General features: G+C 67.5%; 18 protein-coding genes and 1 pseudogene. 10 read left to right on the top strand and 9 right to left on the bottom strand.

Features of this window, described 5'->3' with window-relative positions; translation table 11 throughout:
- The first annotated feature begins 198 nt into the window (after positions 1–198).
- The 4 genes and pseudogenes from ACZ5IQ_RS06245 to ACZ5IQ_RS06230 all read left to right on the top strand — a co-directional run.
- Entirely contained in the window at positions 199–948 is a 750-nt protein-coding gene (locus ACZ5IQ_RS06245) for an O-methyltransferase (RefSeq protein ID WP_244872643.1), read from the top strand.
- A gap of 64 nt (positions 949–1,012) precedes the next feature.
- Complete coding sequence (locus tag ACZ5IQ_RS06240) at positions 1,013–2,560, top strand: IS1182 family transposase (protein WP_464480974.1); 1,548 nt, start codon at positions 1,013–1,015, stop codon at positions 2,558–2,560.
- Between the two features lie 418 nt (positions 2,561–2,978).
- Positions 2,979–3,632 (top strand): TetR/AcrR family transcriptional regulator, encoded by a 654-nt coding sequence (locus ACZ5IQ_RS06235; RefSeq protein ID WP_406802099.1) that lies wholly within the window; start codon positions 2,979–2,981, stop codon positions 3,630–3,632.
- Positions 3,629–3,853 (top strand): annotated as a pseudogene (locus ACZ5IQ_RS06230) (ATP-binding cassette domain-containing protein); the annotation flags it as partial. The gene ACZ5IQ_RS06235 and the pseudogene ACZ5IQ_RS06230, both read left to right, overlap by 4 nt.
- A 32-nt stretch (positions 3,854–3,885) precedes the next feature.
- Here the strand turns inward: ACZ5IQ_RS06230 and ACZ5IQ_RS06225 are convergent.
- Positions 3,886–5,111 (bottom strand): IS3 family transposase gene (locus tag ACZ5IQ_RS06225; protein WP_464481431.1). Its coding sequence is split into 2 segments (ribosomal slippage): positions 3,886–4,883 and positions 4,883–5,111, totalling 1,227 coding nucleotides; the frame shifts between segments, so codons are not numbered across the junction.
- Between ACZ5IQ_RS06225 and ACZ5IQ_RS06220 the strand changes: the two genes are divergently transcribed.
- The 4 genes from ACZ5IQ_RS06220 to ACZ5IQ_RS06205 all read left to right on the top strand — a co-directional run bounded on the left by ACZ5IQ_RS06220 (position 5,031) and on the right by ACZ5IQ_RS06205 (position 8,889).
- Positions 5,031–5,909, top strand: coding sequence for an ATP-binding cassette domain-containing protein (locus ACZ5IQ_RS06220; protein ID WP_464481430.1), 879 nt, complete (start codon positions 5,031–5,033; stop codon positions 5,907–5,909). The two genes, ACZ5IQ_RS06225 and ACZ5IQ_RS06220, sit on opposite strands and share 81 nt — an antisense overlap.
- Positions 5,906–7,543, top strand: coding sequence for an ABC transporter permease (locus tag ACZ5IQ_RS06215; RefSeq protein ID WP_212812635.1), 1,638 nt, complete (start codon positions 5,906–5,908; stop codon positions 7,541–7,543). The genes ACZ5IQ_RS06220 and ACZ5IQ_RS06215 overlap by 4 nt, the downstream gene beginning before the upstream one ends.
- An 8-nt stretch (positions 7,544–7,551) precedes the next feature.
- Positions 7,552–8,226: a methyltransferase family protein gene (locus ACZ5IQ_RS06210; protein ID WP_212812636.1), complete on the top strand. Its 675-nt coding sequence runs from the start codon at positions 7,552–7,554 to the stop codon at positions 8,224–8,226.
- 72 nt (positions 8,227–8,298) lie between these two features.
- Positions 8,299–8,889 carry a DUF4126 domain-containing protein gene (locus tag ACZ5IQ_RS06205; RefSeq protein WP_212812637.1) on the top strand — a complete coding sequence of 197 codons (591 nt, stop codon included), beginning with the start codon at positions 8,299–8,301 and terminating at the stop codon, positions 8,887–8,889.
- Here the strand turns inward: ACZ5IQ_RS06205 and glgC are convergent.
- Positions 8,886–10,100, bottom strand: coding sequence for a glucose-1-phosphate adenylyltransferase (gene glgC, locus ACZ5IQ_RS06200; RefSeq protein ID WP_064857802.1), 1,215 nt, complete (start codon positions 10,098–10,100; stop codon positions 8,886–8,888). The two genes, ACZ5IQ_RS06205 and glgC, sit on opposite strands and share 4 nt — an antisense overlap.
- Positions 10,101–10,177: 77 nt before the next feature.
- On the opposite strand from glgC, the gene glgA reads away from it, so the two are divergent.
- Complete coding sequence (gene glgA, locus ACZ5IQ_RS06195; RefSeq protein ID WP_212812638.1) at positions 10,178–11,347, top strand: glycogen synthase; 1,170 nt, start codon at positions 10,178–10,180, stop codon at positions 11,345–11,347.
- A 1-nt stretch (position 11,348) separates the two neighbouring features.
- Here the strand turns inward: glgA and ACZ5IQ_RS06190 are convergent, their stop codons facing one another.
- From ACZ5IQ_RS06190 to folP, 5 genes are all read right to left on the bottom strand, one after another.
- Positions 11,349–11,516 (bottom strand): DUF3117 domain-containing protein, encoded by a 168-nt coding sequence (locus ACZ5IQ_RS06190; protein ID WP_005059648.1) that lies wholly within the window; start codon positions 11,514–11,516, stop codon positions 11,349–11,351.
- Between the two features lie 153 nt (positions 11,517–11,669).
- Entirely contained in the window at positions 11,670–12,251 is a 582-nt protein-coding gene (locus tag ACZ5IQ_RS06185; RefSeq protein WP_212812639.1) for a DNA-3-methyladenine glycosylase I, read from the bottom strand.
- Positions 12,248–12,553, bottom strand: coding sequence for a DivIVA domain-containing protein (locus tag ACZ5IQ_RS06180; protein WP_212812640.1), 306 nt, complete (start codon positions 12,551–12,553; stop codon positions 12,248–12,250). The genes ACZ5IQ_RS06185 and ACZ5IQ_RS06180 overlap by 4 nt, the downstream gene beginning before the upstream one ends.
- A gap of 46 nt (positions 12,554–12,599) precedes the next feature.
- Positions 12,600–13,532: a glucosyl-3-phosphoglycerate synthase gene (locus ACZ5IQ_RS06175; RefSeq protein WP_212814938.1), complete on the bottom strand. Its 933-nt coding sequence runs from the start codon at positions 13,530–13,532 to the stop codon at positions 12,600–12,602.
- 5 nt (positions 13,533–13,537) lie between these two features.
- Entirely contained in the window at positions 13,538–14,362 is an 825-nt protein-coding gene (gene folP, locus ACZ5IQ_RS06170) for a dihydropteroate synthase (RefSeq protein WP_212814939.1), read from the bottom strand.
- Positions 14,363–14,587: 225 nt separating this feature from the next.
- Here folP and ACZ5IQ_RS06165 point away from each other — a divergent pair, with 225 nt between their 5' ends.
- The gene (locus ACZ5IQ_RS06165) at positions 14,588–15,412 is read left to right on the top strand and encodes a hypothetical protein (RefSeq protein ID WP_212812641.1); all 825 of its coding nucleotides are present in this window, start codon (positions 14,588–14,590) and stop codon (positions 15,410–15,412) included.
- 86 nt (positions 15,413–15,498) lie between these two features.
- On the opposite strand, the gene fadD6 is transcribed toward ACZ5IQ_RS06165, so the two are convergent.
- Together fadD6 and ACZ5IQ_RS06155 are read right to left on the bottom strand one after the other, a co-directional pair.
- Positions 15,499–17,280, bottom strand: coding sequence for a long-chain-acyl-CoA synthetase FadD6 (fadD6, locus tag ACZ5IQ_RS06160; RefSeq protein ID WP_212812642.1), 1,782 nt, complete (start codon positions 17,278–17,280; stop codon positions 15,499–15,501).
- Between the two features lie 11 nt (positions 17,281–17,291).
- Positions 17,292–17,855: an LOG family protein gene (locus ACZ5IQ_RS06155; protein ID WP_212812643.1), complete on the bottom strand. Its 564-nt coding sequence runs from the start codon at positions 17,853–17,855 to the stop codon at positions 17,292–17,294.
- Positions 17,856–17,895 lie beyond the last annotated feature (40 nt).

The raw sequence follows: 17,895 nt of genomic DNA, 5'->3' as shown, positions 1-17,895 counted from the left end.
AGCAAACTGAACTTTTCCTGAGAAACCCCGCGTCGGCTCCATGACCTGCGAATACCCGTTATATGTTCGCCAAAACTTAACCTTGCGCCTCGGGCGTGGCGCGTCGCCGCTCAGGATTGCTCCGCCGCCGCCCGAGAGCGCGGCCGTATTGCGCGTGTACTGAGCGGCGGCACGCTGGGCGTTCGTTACGCTGCGCACATGTCCAGCACCGATGACCCGACGGTTTCGGCCGGTAGCAACCAGCCTGACCCGGCGCAGCCGGCCCCGGCGGCACCCGCGCAGGCACCGGCCCAGCCCATCGCTGCTGCCGCTCCCAAAGCGAGCACGGCCGAGGCCATCGTCAAGCACGCCGAGCGGTCCATCACCGAAGAACCCATCACCGCCGCGGCCCGGGAGCGGGCCGAGGAGAGTGGGGCCAACCCCGTCACCCCGGCGGTCGGCGCACTGCTGAGCGTGCTGGCGAAGATCGCGTCGGCCAAGGCCGTCGTCGAGGTCGGCACCGGGGCCGGCGTCAGCGGACTGTGGCTGCTGTCCGGCATGCGCGAAGACGGCGTGCTGACCACCATCGACATCGAGCCCGAGCATCAGCGGCTGGCCAAGCAGGCGTTCGTCGCCGCGGGTGTCGGGCCGTCGCGGACCCGGCTGATCGTGGGCCGCGCGCAGGAAGTGCTCACCCGGCTGGCCGACGAGTCCTACGACCTGGTGTTCATCGACGGCGAGCCCGTCGACCAGCCGCAGTTCGTCACCGAGGGCGTCCGCCTGCTGCGACCGGGCGGCGTGATCGTGGTGCACCGCGCCGCGCTCGGCGGCCGTGCCGGCGACGCCGCCGCCAACGACCGCGACGTGACGGCCGTGCGGGAGGCCACCCGCGCCATCGCCGAGGACGAGCGGCTGACCCCGGTCCTGGTTCCTCTGGGCGACGGGCTCCTGGCCGCCGTCCGCGACTAGGAGTCTGCTGAATTAATCGGTGTGGCGGCCGGGGTTGACCTGGGATTTCGCTGATAATTGGTGGGTGCAGGGTCGCTCTGATGATCAGCGTGAGTTGTTGGATGCCGAATCGGTTGCCGGGCATCTTCTGAAGCCCGACAGCGTGTTTGCGTTCCTGGCGGCCCATCGCCACGAGCTGTTTCCCGAGGAGATGTTCGCCGATCTGTTCCCGTCGCGGCGGGGCCGACCCAGTGTGCCGGCCGAGGTGATGGCGTCGGTGATCACGCTGCAGGCCCTGCACGGGCTCTCGGACAACGAGACGGTGGATGCGGTCACCTTCGATCTGCGGTGGAAAGCCGCATGCGGGCTGCCGGTCACCGCGCCGGCGTTTCACTCCACAACGTTGACCTATTGGCGGCGCCGGCTGGCGGCCTCTGATCGCCCCAATCGGATCTTCGAGGCCGTCAGAACGGTGGTCGCGCAGACCGCGGTGTTGGCGGGCAAGACCCGGCGGGCGCTCGATTCCACCGTCCTCGATGACGCGGTGGCCACCCAAGACACCGTGACCCAGCTGATCGCCGCGATCCGCCGCGTGGGCCGCGACGTCCCCGGCGCCGCCGAGGTGATCGAGACTCATTGCACGGCGCACAATTACCACGACCCGGGTAAACCAGCGATCGCCTGGAACGACAAAGCCGCCCGCGATCAGCTCATCGACGCCCTGGTCGGCGACGCGCACCGAGTGTTGGGGTATCTGCCCGAGCAGGAGCTCGGACCGCGGGCCGCCGAGGCGGTGGCCCTGTTGGCGTTGATCGCCGGGCAGGACGTCGAACCTGTCGAAGGCTCGGATGGCACCGACGGGCAGTGGCGTATCGCGCAGAAAGTCGCCGAGGACCGTGTCGTCTCGACCGTGGATCCTGATGCCCGGCACGCCCATAAGACGGTGCGCCGCCGCCAGGACGGCTTCAAGGCCCACATCGCGATCGAACCCGATACCGGGATCATCACCGACTGCGCGCTGACCAAAGCCAGTGGTGCCGATAACCACGAAGCGGTCGTCGGGCTGGGGTTGCTCCAGGATGAGAATGCCCCGGTGCGGGTGCTCGGTGATTCGGCCTACGGCACCGGAGCAGCCCGCGCCACCCTCGCCGAACTCAAGCATGTCGCGGTGATCAAACCGCTGCCACTGCGGACCCCGGTGCCCGGCGGGTTCACCAGCGATGACTTCGCTATCGATTTCGATGCCCGCACCGTGACCTGCCCGGCTGGGCACACCGTCAATATCGCACCTAAAGGTGGCGCGAGATTTGAGAAGCATTGCCGCACTTGCCCATTACGGGCCCAGTGCACCACCGCGTCACGGGGACGCAACCTCACTATCAGCGAGCATGAACCGCTGCTACGTGCCGCCCGCGCAGCAGCGCGCACTCCCCGGTGGCGGGACGAGTACCGCCAACACCGGCCCATGGTGGAACGCTCCATCGCCTGGCTGACCCGCGGCAACCGCAAAGTCCGCTACCGCGGCGCCATCAAAAACGACCACTGGCTGCACCACCGCGCCGCCGCCCTCAACTTGCGCCGGCTGATCACCCTCGGCCTGACCCACACCGGCACCCACTGGGCCATCGCCTGACACGACCGGGCATTGCCACCCGCGGCACCAGATGCCACGCTCAATGCGGCGGGGTGACCCTCGAATTGTCGACCCTCGGGTCTGACTCACAACACACACGCGCCACAGAGCGCCTTGAGGCACCCCGCCCCAAAACCGCCTTATTCAGCAGGCTCCTAGCCATTCCCGCGAGCGTGCGTGTCTGCACCTAGATACGCCGCTCCACCCGTGCTGTTCGCGCACGTTCGCCGCCGCTGAGCGGGACCAAAATGCACACGCCGGACGGCGTGGCGGCTGCAGACACGCACGCTCGCCGCTGGATCAACGGCCGCCAAGCACCGGCTCACGCCGTGCCGTTGACGTCGCTGTCGAATCTTTACGGGCTCTTGACGGGTCAGACGCTTGACGACCGACTGAACGCGTGTTTAGCGTACTAAACATGCGTTCAGTCGAGGACCTCACCACCGTCGCCCGTATCCGCGATGCGGCCATCGAGCAGTTCGGCCAGCAGGGGTTCTCGGCCAGCGTCCGCAGCATTGCGACGGCCGCCGGGGTCAGCGCGGCCTTGGTGATCCACCACTTCGGCTCCAAGGAGAAACTGCGCGAAGCCTGCGACGCGTACGTCATCGAGACCGTCCGGGCCGCCAAGACCGAGTCGATGCAGAACGCCAGCCCGAGCGCATGGTTCGCGCAGCTCGCCGAGATCGAATCCTTCGCACCCATGACCGCCTACCTGATGCAGGCATTGCAGACCGGCGGCGAACTGTCGAAGTCGCTGTGGCAGAACATGATCGAGAACACCGAAGGCTATCTCGAAGAGGGCGTCCGCGCCGGCACCATCAAGCCGAGTCACGACCCCAGAGCGCGGGCCCGCTTCCTGGCGCTGACCAGTGGCGGCGCCTTCCTGACGTACATCCAGCTGCACGACAACCCGACGGACTACCGCCAGGTGCTGCACGACTACGCGCAGGACATGGTGCTGCCCGCACTCGAGGTGTACACCGAGGGCCTGATGGTCGATTCGACGATGTACGAAGCCTTTCTGGCGCAACAGGAATCAGGCCAACCCATCGTCACCACCACTGAGGAGTGAATGTGAACGCCGCTATCGAAATCGACACCCTGACAAAGAACTTCGGGGCGGTCCGGGCACTCGACGGACTGAACCTGAGGGTCGAGCGGGGCGAGGTGCACGGCTTCCTGGGGCCCAACGGCGCAGGCAAGTCGACGACGATCCGCATCCTGCTGGGGCTCGTCCGCGCCGACTCTGGTTCGGTCCGGCTGCTCGGCGGTGACCCGTGGACCGACTCCGTGGCATGAATCGCCCCGGGTTTGATGCACACCGGTTACTGGTGTGCAGCCTCTGAGTTGGCCGCGTTTGTAGCGTAGTGGACGGCTTCGTACTCCAGGGGTGGGATGCGACCGAGGCGGTGCATGAGCCGGTCGGCGTTGTACCAGTGCACCCACTCGGCGGTGAGCAGCTCCACGTCGGTCAGACGGCTCAGAGGGCCGCGCCGAAACGGCGAGTCATCGCGGACGGCTTCAGTCTTGTAGAGCCCTATGGTCGTCTCCGCCAGAGCGTTATCGAAGGCATCGCCGACTGTCCCGATTGAGGCCACCAGTCCAGACAGCGCCAGGGTCTCGCCGAACCGCACAGACGTATATTGAGAGCCCGCATCGCTATGGTGAATAGTGTTGCCCAACAATGGATTACCCTCGTCGATACGAAGTTGGGCGGCGTGGCGGATCGCCTGACGCACGAACCGGTCCTCCTTGCTGGCCGAGCAGGTCCATCCCACTATCCGGCCCGCGTAGGCGTCGATGGCGAATGCGGTGTAGACGAACGTTCCGTTGGTCAGCCGTACGTAGGTGAAGTCCGCGACCAGCAGCACGTTGGGCGCGGGCACCCGGAACCGGCGTTTGACCAGATCGGCCGCCCGCGCCGCGGCGGGATCGGCGATCGTGGTGCGGACCTTCTTGCGGCGGGTAACCCCGCGCCAGCCGTTGGCCCGCATGAGGCGCTCCACGGTGCAGCGGGCCACCACAATGCCTTGTCGGTGCAGGTGAGCCCACATCTTGGTAGCCCCGTACAGTGACTCCGGTTTGCGTCGGCCGTGCTCGTCTGGCTCGTAGAAGCCGGCGAGCACCTCGGTGATGACGGTGTCCCACAGCGCCCGAGCGGATGGGGGGCGGGTCAGCCAGGCGTAGAAGGTTCTCGGGGCGATCTGGCAGCCGTGCTCAGTGAGCACGCGGCAGATCGGAGCGACCCCGAACCGAGCACGATGCTCGGCGATGAACGCACAAATCAACGGTGTCGCGGGTCGCTCTCCCGCACGAAGAAACTTGTTGCCGCCTTGAGGATTTCGATGGTTTCCTCAAGCTCGCGGTTCTTGCGCTTCAGCTCTCTATTCTCACGGGCGACGTCGGTGGGCACCCCGTCACGTTGGCCGGTGTCGACCTCGGTCTGGTTGACCCAGCGGCGCAGTGATTCATACGACACCCCCAACCGCTTGGCGACCGCGGTGATGCAGGCCGTGCGGGTGTCGTACTCCTCGGCATGGTCGGTGACCAACCGGACCGCTCGGGCCTTGAACTCGTCGTCGTACTTCCTTGGCATGATGCAAACGACCTTCCCTCGAAAGAAGGTGTGCATCAAACCCGGGGTGGTTCAGCATTGCACCGCCACATCGCTTATGTGCCAGGCGATGTCACGCTGTGGCCGACGCTGACCGGCGGCGAGACGATCGACCTGCTGGCGCGGATGCGCGGTGGCATCGACGAAAAACGCCGCGCCGAGCTCACCGAGCGGTTCGACCTGGACCCCACCAAGAAGACCCGTACGTACTCCAAGGGCAACCGGCAGAAGATCTCCCTGGTCTCGGCTTTCGCCTCCAACGCCGACCTGCTGTTACTCGACGAACCCAGCAGCGGCCTGGATCCATTGATGGAGAACATCTTCCAGCAGTGCGTCGCCGAGGCCGCCGGACGGGGCACCACCGTCCTGCTGTCGAGCCACATCCTGGCCGAGACCGAGCGACTGTGCCAGCGGGTGACGATCATCAGGGCCGGCCGGACCGTCGAGAGCGGAACGCTGGAGTCGATGCGGCACCTGTCGAGCACCACCATCAAGGCCGACATGATCAACAACCCGGGCCGGATCGACCACCTCCCAGGGGTTTCCGACATCTTCTTCGACGGCCGGATGCTCACAGCCCGCGTCGAATCGGAGAGTCTCGGCGCGGTCATCAAGGCACTCGGCGATGCCGGTGTGCGCTCACTGGTGAGCCAGCCGCCCACGCTGGAGGATCTGTTCCTGCGGCACTACGACAGTGGCCGGAACCGCCGCGAACCCGAGCAGGTGCGGGCATGACCGCCGTCCTGGACCGCCCGGCCCGGCCCGCCCGGCCGGCCGCCGGGGCCTCCAGCTTCACCGGAACCCTTGGGCTGCTTCGTCTTTACCTGCGCACCGACCGGATCGTGCTGCCCCTGTGGGTGCTGCTGCTGTCTCTGCCACTGTCCACGGTGTACATCGGCAGCATCGAGGCCGTCTACCCCACCGCGGCGGCCCGCGCCGGATTCGCGGCGAGCATCATGGCCAGCCCGGCCCAGCGCGCGATCTACGGCAACATCTACAACGACAGCCTGGGCGCGGCCGGCATCTGGAAAGCCGGCATGTTCCACGTGCTGATCGCCGTCGCCGTGATCCTCACGATGATCCGGCACACCCGCGCCGATGAAGAGGCCGGCCGCACCGAACTCATCGACTCGACGGCCGTCGGCCGCAACGCGAGCCTGACCGCCGCGCTGCTGTTGACCGGTGGCGGCTCGCTGCTCACCGGTTGGCTCGGCTTCCTCGGCCTCCTGAATACCGATGTGCCCGTGGCGGGTTCACTGGCGTTCAGCTGCGCGCTGGCCGCCTCCGGGTTGGTGTTCACCGCCGTCGCCGCCGTGGCCGCGCAGCTCTCGGCCAGCGCGCGCGTCGCCCGCGGTATCGCCTTCGGCGTTCTCGGCGCCGCGTTCACGCTGCGCGCGGTGGGCGACGCCAGTGGCAGCGAACTGTCCTGGGCCTCTCCCCTGGGCTGGTCACTGCTGGTCCGCCCGTATGCCGGTGACCGGTTCGGTGTGCTGGCACTGCACCTGACACTGACCGTCGCCCTGGTGGTACTGGCGTACCAATTGCAGGGCGCCCGCGATGTCGGAGCCGGGATGTTCGCCGAGCGGCGCGGCCGGCCTCGGGCCACCGGAATGCTCAGCGGCCCAACAGGGTTGGCCTGGCGGCTGACCCGCGGCTCGGTCCTGGTATGGACCGTCGGGCTGGGGCTGTACGGGCTGCTCGTCGGCAGCGTCGTACACGGCATCGGCGACGAGCTGGGCGGCAGCGGCTCGGCACGCGACATCATCACGCGTCTCGGCGGTACCAGCGCACTGGAGGAAGCGTTCATCTCGATCGCCTTCAACATGCTCGGCATGGTCGCCGCCGCGTTCGCGGTATCGCTGGCCCTGCGGCCGCATCAAGAGGAGACCGGCCAGCGCGCCGAGACGTTACTCGCCGGAGCCGTGAGCCGGATCCGTTGGCTGACCGGCTATCTGGCCATCGCGCTCGCCGGCACCACGGTCGCGATGCTGACGTCGGGCCTGCTGGCCGGCCTGACGTACGGCGCGGCGGCCGACGACCTCGGCGGCAAACTGCCCCTGGTGCTGGGCTCGGCAGCAGTGCAACTGCCCGCCATCTGGCTCCTGATCGCAGTGACGACCGTGTTGTTCGGGGCAGCGCCGCGATTCACTCCGGTGGCGTGGGGCGCCCTGGTCGGCTTCATCGCGGTGTATCTGCTTGGTTCGCTGGCGAATTCACCGCACTGGGTGCTGGACCTCGATCCGTTCAGCCATATCCCGCGGGTTGGTTCGGGTACCTTCACCGCGACGCCACTGGTCTGGCTGCTGGCTCTGGACGCAACTCTGATCATCCTGGGCGCCTTGGCTTTCCGGCGCCGTGATCTACGGTAGGAGAAATCATGAAACTCGCTCTGCAGGCGCTCGCCTCGGCGGCCGGGGGCATCGTCTTCTTCGCGGTGCTGCTGTGCGTGCCGGCCGGCACCATCCACTATTGGCAGGCTTGGGTTTTCATCGCGGTCTTCATGGTCGCGACCATGGGCCCGAGCATGTACCTGGCCATCAAGCGCCCCGAGGCGCTGGCGCGACGGATGCACGGCGGCCCGACGGCCGAGACGCGCCCGATTCAGAAGGTGGCGATCTGGGCGATCCTCGCGTCGGTGATCGGAACCGGCATCGTCAGCGCACTCGACTGGCGTTTCGGGTGGTCCTACGTGCCGACGGCCGTCGTCATCCTCGGCAACGTCGTCGTCGCGGTGTCGCTGCTGGCGGCCCAGTGGGTCGTCATCCAGAACAACTTCGCGGGCGCGAGCATCTCGGTCGAGGAAAACCAGCCGGTCATCTCCACCGGCCTGTACGGCATCGTGCGGCACCCGATGTACATCTGCGCACTGATCATGATGCTCGCGACCCCGCTGGCACTGGGCTCCTACTGGGGGCTCATCCCGGTGCTGGCCGCCGCCCCGGCGCTCATGGCGCGCATCTTCGACGAGGAGAAGATGCTGCGCGCCGAACTGCCCGGCTACGTCGATTACACCCACAAGGTGCGCTACCGGTTGCTCCCCTACGTCTGGTGACACCGCGGGATTTGTGCACGAAAATCCGCGGACAGCGCGGGAAATCGTGCACAAATCCCGGAGACTGAACGGGTGGAACTGTTCACCGGCCTCGGTCTGGCCACCGCGTCGGGCCTCAACGCCTACATTCCCCTGCTGGCGATGGGCCTGCTGGGACGCTTCACCAACCTCGTGGAGCTCCCGCACCCGTGGGCGTGGTTGACCAACGGCTGGGTGATCGGCATCGTGGCCGTGCTGTTGGTCGTCGAGATCGTCGCCGACAAGGTGCCCGCCCTCGACAGCGTCAACGACGTCATCCAGACGTTCGTGCGGCCGACGTCCGGCGGCATCGTCTTCGGCTCCGGCACCGCGGCACAGACTGCCGCCGTCACCGATCCCGGCGCGTTCGCCAGTTCCGGTCAGTGGATTCCCGTGGTGATCGGGGCCGTCACCGCGCTCGTGGTGTCGCTGACCAAGTCGACGGTGCGGCCCGTCGCCAATGTCGCCACCGGCGGGCTCGCGGCACCCGTGCTGAGCACGGTGGAAGACGTGGCCAGCGTCGGGCTGGTGATCGTCGCGATCGTGCTGCCGGTGCTGGTTGTCGTCGCGCTCGCGCTGCTGGTCTGGGCGGCGGTGGCGCTACTCCGCCGCAGACGCCGCCGGACGCCCGATGCGGCCGTCTAGATCCAGACGCCCTTACCGACCGCGACGACGCCGCCGGCACTGACCGAGAAGCGTTCGCGGTCCTTCTCCAGGTCCACGCCGACCATCTCGCCGGGGCCGACGACGACGTTCTTGTCCAGGATGGCGTGCCGCACCACGGCACCGCGCCCGACGCGGGCGCCGGGCATGATCACGCTGCCCTCCACGATGGCGCCGTCGTCGATCACGACGTTGGACGACAACACCGAATTGCGCACCGACGCAGCCGAGATGATGCTGCCCGCGCCGACGACCGATTCCTGGGCCGAGCCGCCGTTGACGAACTTGGCCGGGGCCAGATGCTCCGACTCACCGAGGATGGGCCAGCGCCGGTTGTAGAGGTTGAACACCGGGTGCACCGACACCAGGTCCATATGGGCGTCGTAGAACGCGTCGAGCGTGCCGACGTCGCGCCAGTAGCCGTGGTCGCGCTCGGTGGCGCCGGGCACCTCGTTGTCGTTGAAGTCGTAGACGGCGGCCATTCCGTCGGCCACCATCTGCGGGATGATGTTGCCGCCCATGTCGTGGTCGGAGTCGTGGTTCTCGGCGTCCACCCGGATGGCGTCAATGAGCGCCTTGGTGGTGAACACGTAGTTGCCCATGGAGACGAACGTCTGCTCGGGGTCGTCGGGCGTGCCCGGCGGGTCGGCCGGCTTCTCGACGAAGCTGCGGATGCGGCCGGACTCGTCGGCGTCGATGCAGCCGAACGCCGACGCCTCGGCGCGCGGCACCCGGATGCCGGCGACCGTCGCGCCCGCTCCGCTCTCGATGTGGAACCGCACCATCTGCTCGGGGTCCATGCGGTACACGTGATCGGCCCCGAAGACCACGATGTAGTCGGGGTCCTCGTCGTAGATGAGGTTCATCGACTGATAGATGGCGTCGGCCGAGCCGGTGTACCAGCGCGGGCCCAGGCGCTGCTGCGCCGGGACCGGGGTGATGTACTCGCCGGCCAGGCCCGACAGCCGCCAGTTCTGCGAGATGTGCCGGTCCAGTGAGTGCGACTTGTATTGCGTCAGAACACAAATCCGCAGGTATCGGGCGTTGACGAGGTTCGACAGGACGAAGTCGATGAGGCGGTAGGCGCCGCCGAACGGGACGGCGGGCTTTGCGCGGTCCGCCGTCAGCGGATACAGCCGTTTGCCCTCACCGCCGGCCAAGACGATTCCCAGCACCTGCGGCTGTTCCCTCATGCCACCAAACCTAGTAGCCACCAACCGAAGCGGCCAGACATACGCCCCAACCCGTCGCACGCGTTAACGTCATCGACATGCGGGTGGCGATGATGACGCGGGAGTATCCACCGGAGGTCTACGGCGGCGCGGGCGTGCATGTGACCGAGCTCGTCGGGCAGCTCACGAAGCTGTGCGACGTCGACGTGCACTGCATGGGCGTGCAGCGGCGGGACGCCTTCGTGGCCCAGCCCGATCCCCTGCTCGCCGGCGCCAATGCGGCCCTGACGACGCTGTCGGCAGATCTGGCGATGGTCAACAACGCGTTCGCCGGGCCGGCTGCCATGCCGAACGTGGTGCATTCGCACACCTGGTACACCGGCATGGCCGGGCATCTCACCGCGCTGCTCCACGGCATCCCGCACGTGCTGACCGCGCACTCGCTCGAGCCGCGGCGGCCGTGGAAGGCCGAGCAGCTCGGTGGCGGCTACCGCATCTCCTCGTGGGTCGAGCGCACGGCGATCGAAGCGGCCGACGCCGTCATCGCGGTCAGTGCCGGCATGCGGGCCGACGTCCTGGCCACCTACCCGCAGCTGGACCCCGCGCGAGTGCACGTGGTGCGCAACGGGATCGACACCGACGACTGGTATCCGGTCGAGGCGGGCCAGACCCTGGTTGACCTCGGGATCGACCCGGACCGGCCGATCGTGGCGTTCGTCGGGCGGATCACCCGGCAGAAGGGTGTCGGTCACCTCATCGCGGCGGCCCACCGGTTCGACCCGGACGTGCAGCTGGTGCTGTGTGCGGGCGCACCCGACACCCCGGAGATCGCGGCCGAGGTGGCGGCCGCGGTGAAAGAGCTCAGCGCGACGCGCGCCGGCGTGCACTGGATCCAGGAGATGCTGCCGCTCGAGAAGATCCGCGAAATCCTGGCGACGGCAACAGTTTTCGTCTGTCCGTCGGTCTACGAACCGCTCGGCATCGTCAACCTCGAAGCGATGGCCTGCGGCACCGCCGTGGTCGCCTCGGACGTCGGCGGCATTCCCGAGGTGGTCGACGAAGGCAGCACAGGGTCACTTGTGCACTACGACGCCGCGGATGCGGTGGGGTTTGAGACAGGGCTCGCGGACGCGGTCAATGCGTTGGTCCGGAACCCGGAACAGGCCCGCACGTTCGGGCAGGCCGGCCGTCGGCGGTGCATCGAGGAGTTCTCCTGGATGCAGGTCGCCCAGCAGACGCTCGACATCTATCGGAGCGTCTGCGGCTGAACTAGCTGGTGACGTTCTTCAGTTCGTCGCCCAGGGCTGCGGCCTCATCCGGGGTCAGCTCGACCACCAGACGACCGCCACCCTCCAGCGGTACCCGCATGACGATGCCGCGCCCCTCTTTGGTTGCTTCCAGTGGACCGTCGCCGGTCCGGGGCTTCATCGCCGCCATCGGGTGCTCCCTCCGCACGCGCCCGGACCGCATCCACGGTCCCGGATCAAGGCCGGATCTACCCACTCAGTGGGTCGGATCACGGCACTGAACTGCAACTGAACTATGTCTATTGTTCCCTATCGCTACCTGAGGGTGTGAAAGACCCGCCCGTCACGCCTCCGACAAGCTGTAACGGGGCACCCAACAGGCCTCGACATGGTCGTCCACCATCCCGGTGGCCTGCATCAACGCATACGCCGTGGTCGGGCCGACGAACCGGAAACCGCGGCGCTTCAGCTCCTTGGCCATGGCCACCGACTCCGGTGTGGTCGCCGGAACCTGCGCCAGGTCGGCCGGCCGCGGCCGCGCCGGTGGCGCGAACGACCACAGCAGCTCGTCGAGGTCCAGGCCCCCGTCGATCACGCGGGCGTTGGCGATGGTCGCCTCGATCTTGGCGCGGTTGCGGACGATGCCCGGGTCGGCCAATAGCCGGTCGATGTCCTTCTCCCCGAAGCCGGCGACCGTGGCCACGTCGAACCCCTTGAACGCCGCCCGGAAGTTCTCCCGCTTGCGCAGGATGACCAGCCACGACAGGCCGCTCTGGAACGCCTCGAGCGAGACCCGTTCGAACAGCGCCTGGGTGCCGCGCAGCGGACGCCCCCATTCGGTGTCGTGGTAGTCGCGGTACAGCACCGCGTCCGCCGACTCACCGATGTTGACCCACCCGCAGCGGGTCCGCTCGGCACTCGTCATTGGTCGGCGTCCGCGGTCTGCGCCCGCAGCGTTGTCAGCTCGCCGCGCAGCGAGTCCAGTTCCTGCGCCAGCCGGTCCAGCACCCAGTCGACCTCGCTGGTCTTGTAGCCGCGCAGGGTCTGCGTGAACTTGACGGCGTCGACGTCGGCGCCGGTGACACCGGATGCGGGGAGCACGGTGGCCGTGGTGCCGCGTGCCAGCGGCGGCAGCTGCTCGCTGCGCCCGAACAGCACGGTGCCCAGCGCGAAGAGCACCACCGCGACGAGGATCAGCACCACGAGGTAGATCAAAATCAGTGTCACACCGACGATCCTGCCGGATGGCACCGACAAGCGCCGCGAGGGCGGGTCAGCGCAGGGTGTTCATGGCGGGACGGTCGATCAGTGACACCGTCGACGTGCGGGGCGTGAAGGTGTCGCCGTCGGCGAAGAACTGTGTCAGGCCGACGCCCGAGTCGCTGATGCCGCAGCGCGACAGCAACGTCGCGATCACCTGACGGCTCATCGAGGCCAACTCGTTCAACGGCCGGTTGCGGTGCGTGCGCACCCCGAGATTGACCTGCGCGATGGCGTCGAGGCCCAGCTTGTCGTAGGTGTCGATCAGCAGACCGATCTCGACGCCGTAGCCCGGCGCGAACCCGACCGACGTCAACAGCTCCCGGGTGCCGGCGTATTCGCCGCCCAACGGCTGCAGCAGGCACGTCAGCTCGGGCCGCAGGGATGCCAACAGGGGCCGTGCCACGAGTTCGGTGACCCGGCCGCCGCCGTTGGCGTCTTCAGTGCCGCCGACCTTCAGCGGCCGCCGGTAGAAGCCCTTGACCAGATGCACCCCGTCGGCGAGCAGCAGGGGGCCCAGGAGCTTGGGCACGAACATCGGGTCGGGGTCGAGCAGGTCGGAGTCGACGAACACGATGATGTCGCCGGTGGTGGCCGCCAGCGAGCGCCACAGCGCCTCACCCTTGCCGGGCTGTACCGGCACCTCGGGCAGCGCCTGTTCCCGGCTGACGACCCGGGCGCCGGCCTCGATGGCACGCAGTTCGGTCTCGTCGGTGGAACCGGAGTCGAGCACGACGAGCTCGTCGACCAGACCACCCAGCAGCGGGCTGATGCTGTCGATGACGTCGGCGACGGTGTCTTCCTCGTTCAGCGCGGGCAACACGACAGAGACGGTCCGGCCAGCCTTGGCGGCCTCGAGCTCGGCGATGGTCCACGCCGGCCGGCTCCAGCTGCGTTCGGCCAGCCACGCATGGCGAGCGATGGATTCAGCAGTCATCTCGGGCATTAGGGTCACGCGAGTCCCCTCACTGTTCGGCTCGGTGGACGCCCGCCCTGGATCGACGCGACCATTTCCAGCACGCGTCGGGTGGGGCCCACCTCGTGCACCCGGAACATGGCGGCGCCGTCAGCGGCGGCGAGTGCCGTCGCGGCCAGCGTCCCCTCCAGGCGCTCGGTCAGTTCGACACCTAAAGTCTCCCCCACGAAATCCTTGTTACTGAGGGCCATCAGGACTGGCCATCCGGTATTTACAAGATCTTTTACGTGGCGCAACAAACTAAGACCGTGGTAAGTGTTCTTGCCGAAATCGTGCGTCGGGTCGATCAGGATGGCGTCCCGCGCGACGCCGACATCGACGGCATGATGCGCCGCTGAGGTGACCTCGGCGATGACGTCGTCCACCACGCCGCGTTCGGTGACGCCGTAGTTGACGCGAAAGGGCCGGGTTCGCGGCACGGCCCCGCCGGTGTGCGAGCAGACCAGTCCCGCGCCGAATTCGGCGGCCACCTCGGGCAGTCCCGGATCGGCGCCGGCCCAGGTGTCGTTGATCAGGTCGGCCCCGGCCGCGCAGGCCTGCTTGGCCACGTTCGCGCGCCAGGTATCGACGCTGATGAGTTGGTCGGGGTACTCGCCGCGGAGCCATTCGATGAACGGCACGACGCGCGCGATCTCCTCGTCGGCGTCCACGGTGCTGCCCGGACCCGCTTTGACGCCGCCGATGTCGATGACGTCGGCCCCGTCGGCGATCTTCTGGTGCGCGGCGTCCTTGGCCGCGCCGTCGCTGAAGGTCGCCCCCCGGTCATAGAAGGAATCCGGGGTGCGGTTGACGATCGCCATGATCAGCGCGCGATCGCCGGCCACCTGGCGACCCAGGAACTGGCCCCTTGCGGAGGACTGCACGACTCCCAGGCTATCGGGCTGCCGCAAATCCGCTCATTCCGCGGCCACCGCTGTGGCAAATGCCGCGAAGTGTAGGGAATTCCCTGATTCGAGGAGGTGCCGCGGTCAATAGGTTCGATTCACGTCCAATCGGATCGAGAGCAAACTCCCAGGAGGCCGCAGATGAGCAAGCGAGCACTGTATTTGACGCGCGTCGCCGTCGTTGCCGCGATGACGAGCTTCCCCGTGTTGGCACCGGCGCCCGCCGGGGCCCTACCCAACGGTCTCGACGTGAACTGCAATCAGGAACCCGGCGAGATCACCACCGCGATCTGCGTCATCAGCGGCTGCCCCCGGGTGCACGGCGACTATGTCGTCGACGCGGTGCACTGGAAGATCGACGGCGGCGAGCAGCAAGAAGAGGGCTTCAAGTGCATCAACGGCGCGACCACCCGATTCACCCTCGGCGGCGGTCCGGGTGCCCACTGGAACATCGCGGTGCAGGCGTGCCGCAAGAAGGATCTCGAGGGCGACTGGTGCGGTCCGTGGTCGAACACGACGTTCACCATGCCCGGGAACGCGAAACCCACACCACAGGCACCGCCCGTCGTGACCCCGCCACCGGCGGAGAAGCCCCCGGTGCAGTGCCCCGCGGGCTCCCCCACCCCGACGGTGCCGGCCGGCCAGACCTGCGCCCCGATCCCTGACGTCACCAACGCGATTCAGGCGTCGTTCGGCGCACCCGGCGTCTCCAGCATCGCGTTCAACGTCACCAACACCTCCAACATCGCGGCTACGTGCAACTACACCGCGACGGCGGATTCGATCAACCCGCTGGTCCCGAAGAAGACGACGCGGCAGTTCAACGTTCCCGCCAACGGCAGCCACACCGAATCCTTCAGTGGCGCACCAACATTGAGCACCTACAACGTGGTGCTGTCATGCAAGGACGCCAGCGGCAGGCAGAAAGCCGAACTCGGCCACGTCGAGACGTCGGTGACGTGGTGATCAGCTGACCGAATTCGGCTCGCCACCCGTGTGATTTGTGCACGATTTTCCGCGGTAAGCGCGGAAAATCGTGCACAAATCCCTGACTAACGCGGCTTCTTGCCGTCCTTCACCTCGGCGGGGTACTCGGGGTAGAACGGCACGTAGCCCTCGTCGCGGCCGGCCAGCACGTAGATCGGGTCCTTCACCTCGTCGCCGTAGCCCTGCTTGCGCAGGTCGACCTTCTGGCTCTTGAACGTCGAGGTGTGCGCCAGGGCGGGCACGACCCGGATGAACAGCGGTACCGCGTAGGCGGGCAGGTGCTCGAAGCCGGCTTTGGCCAGGCGGGCTCCGTCGAACTCGGCGCCCTCGCGCAACTGCACCGACGCCATGCCGGCGCGGCCGCCGCAGCCCGGCACCTCGACGCCGTACACCGTGCACTCCTCCACCTGGTCGTCGGCGCCGAGCGCGGCCTCGACCTCGGTGGTGGCGACGTTCTCGCCCTTCCACCGGAAGGTGTCGCCGAGACGGTCGGCGAACGCGGCATGCGCGAAGCCCTGCGACCGCATCAGGTCACCGGTGTTGAACCAAACGTCGCCGTCCTTGAATGCGTTGCGCACCAACTTCTTCTCGCTGGCGGCCTTGTCGGTGTAGCCGTCGAACGGCTGCAGGTTGTTGACCTTGCTGAGCAGCAGGCCCGGCTGGCCGCGCTTGACCTTGCGCAGCCGGCCGTCGGGTCCGCGGGCCGGCTCGCCGGTCTCCAGGTCGTATTCCACGTAGACGACGGGCGACGGGCAGATGCCCGTCGTCTTGTCGATGTTGAAGACGTTGACGAAGCCGGTGTTGCCCTCGCTGGCGGCGTAGAACTCGCACACCCGCTTGATGCCGAAGCGCGAGGTGAACTCGTCCCAGATGGCGGGGCGCAGCCCGTTGCCGGCGATGACCCGGACCTTGTGTGCCCGGTCGGTGGGCTTGGGCGGCTGGTTCAGCAGGTAGCCGCAGATCTCGCCGATGTAGATGAACGCGGTGGCGTCGTACTTGATGACCTCGTCCCAGAACCGCGAGGCGGAGAACGACTTGCCCAGCGCGAGCGCCGCACCGGCGTTGAGGGCCGACGACGTCGCGACCGTCAGCGCGTTGTTGTGGTACAGCGGCAGGCAGCAGTACAGGGTGTCGCTGCTATTCAGACGCAGCCCCAACCCGCCGAACCCGCCGAGGGCGCGCAGCCAGCGGTAGTGCGTCATGACACTGGCCTTGGGCATGCCGGTCGTGCCCGAGGTGAAGATGTAGAACGCCTTCTCCTTGGCCAGGATCTGGCTGGTGCCCACCGGGTTGGCGGTCGACTGGCCGACGGCCTGCTCGCGCAGTTCCTCCACCGACATGAGACCCGCGGTCAGCTCCGGAGCGGCACCGCACTCGATGACGGGCTCGTGGAAGTCCGGCTCGGTGACGAGCACCTTGGCGCCGAGCAGGCCCAGGCTGTGCGCCAGCACGTTGCCGCGCTGGTTGTAGTTGATCATTCCGGCGATCGCGCCGCACTTGACCGTCGCCAGCATCAGCAGCACGGCGTCCGGCGAGTTGCGCAGCATGATGCCGACGACCGAACCCGGGCCGACGCCCTTGGCCGCCAGCACCGCCGCGTAGCGGTTCACCGTCGCGTTGGCCTGGCCGTAGGTGATGCGCTGGTCCTCGAACTTGATGAAGACCTTGTCCTTGTTGGCCTCTGCGCGTTCCTGGAAGACCTTGCCGATGGACGTCTTCGCCGTCGGGGTCGCACCGAAGCCGGTGATCAGGCCGCGCAGGATCACCGGGGCGTCGGACAGGAAACCGGGCAGTTGCTTAGCAATATCGAGCAGCCCGACGCCGGTGCGTGATGTCTCGTCACTCATGCCCGGTGAGCCTAGTGAGCGATGTCACGCGGCGCACAAGCAGCCATGGCCGCGTCGACGTCTTTGACGACTATGAGCCGGTCGAGCGCGGCCCGCTGGACATAGCCGGTGTCGACCAGCGTGTGCAGCCACGCCAGCAGGCCGTCGTAGTGGCCGTGCGGATCGAGCATCACCAGCGGCTTGTCGTGCATGTTGAGGTAGCCGGCCGTCCAGGCCTCGAAGAACTCCTCGAGGGTGCCGATCCCGCCCGGCAGCGCGATGAACGCGTCGGACCGGTCCTCCATGATCTGCTTGCGCTCGCGCATCGTGTCGGTGACGATCAGTTCGCTGGCGTTCACATCGGCCAGCTCACGGTGCACCAGCTTCTTCGGGATGACACCGATGGTGCGGCCGCCGTTCTCCCGGGCTCCGTCGGCGACGGCGCCCATGGCCGAGACGTTGCCGCCGCCGGACACCAGCGTCCAGCCCCGGGCCGCGATCGCCCGGCCGACATCGCCGGCGAGGGTGAGCAATTCGGGATGACGGGGACCAGCGGCGCAGTAGACACAGACGGCGTAGGCGTTTTCGGTTGTCACACCGCAACGCTAATCGAGCCGTGCCGGGCATCGCGCAGCC

It is taken from the genome of Mycobacterium toneyamaense, assembly GCF_055384815.1.
Note: the sequence above shows the minus strand (reverse complement) of the source record. Positions and strands in the feature narration are given on the sequence as shown.

Excerpts from the sequence above, each read along its gene's own strand:
- ACZ5IQ_RS06245 (WP_244872643.1), top strand. The coding sequence starts at position 199 with ATGTCCAGCACCGATGACCCGACGGTTTCGGCCGGTAGCAACCAGCCT.
- ACZ5IQ_RS06235 (WP_406802099.1), top strand. The coding sequence starts at position 2,979 with ATGCGTTCAGTCGAGGACCTCACCACCGTCGCCCGTATCCGCGATGCG.
- ACZ5IQ_RS06215 (WP_212812635.1), top strand. The coding sequence starts at position 5,906 with ATGACCGCCGTCCTGGACCGCCCGGCCCGGCCCGCCCGGCCGGCCGCC.
- ACZ5IQ_RS06210 (WP_212812636.1), top strand. The coding sequence starts at position 7,552 with ATGAAACTCGCTCTGCAGGCGCTCGCCTCGGCGGCCGGGGGCATCGTC.
- glgC (WP_064857802.1), bottom strand. The coding sequence starts at position 10,100 with ATGAGGGAACAGCCGCAGGTGCTGGGAATCGTCTTGGCCGGCGGTGAG.
- glgA (WP_212812638.1), top strand. The coding sequence starts at position 10,178 with ATGCGGGTGGCGATGATGACGCGGGAGTATCCACCGGAGGTCTACGGC.
- ACZ5IQ_RS06190 (WP_005059648.1), bottom strand. The coding sequence starts at position 11,516 with ATGGCGGCGATGAAGCCCCGGACCGGCGACGGTCCACTGGAAGCAACC.
- ACZ5IQ_RS06185 (WP_212812639.1), bottom strand. The coding sequence starts at position 12,251 with ATGACGAGTGCCGAGCGGACCCGCTGCGGGTGGGTCAACATCGGTGAG.
- ACZ5IQ_RS06175 (WP_212814938.1), bottom strand. The coding sequence starts at position 13,532 with ATGCCCGAGATGACTGCTGAATCCATCGCTCGCCATGCGTGGCTGGCC.
- folP (WP_212814939.1), bottom strand. The coding sequence starts at position 14,362 with ATGGCGATCGTCAACCGCACCCCGGATTCCTTCTATGACCGGGGGGCG.
- ACZ5IQ_RS06165 (WP_212812641.1), top strand. The coding sequence starts at position 14,588 with ATGAGCAAGCGAGCACTGTATTTGACGCGCGTCGCCGTCGTTGCCGCG.
- fadD6 (WP_212812642.1), bottom strand. The coding sequence starts at position 17,280 with ATGAGTGACGAGACATCACGCACCGGCGTCGGGCTGCTCGATATTGCT.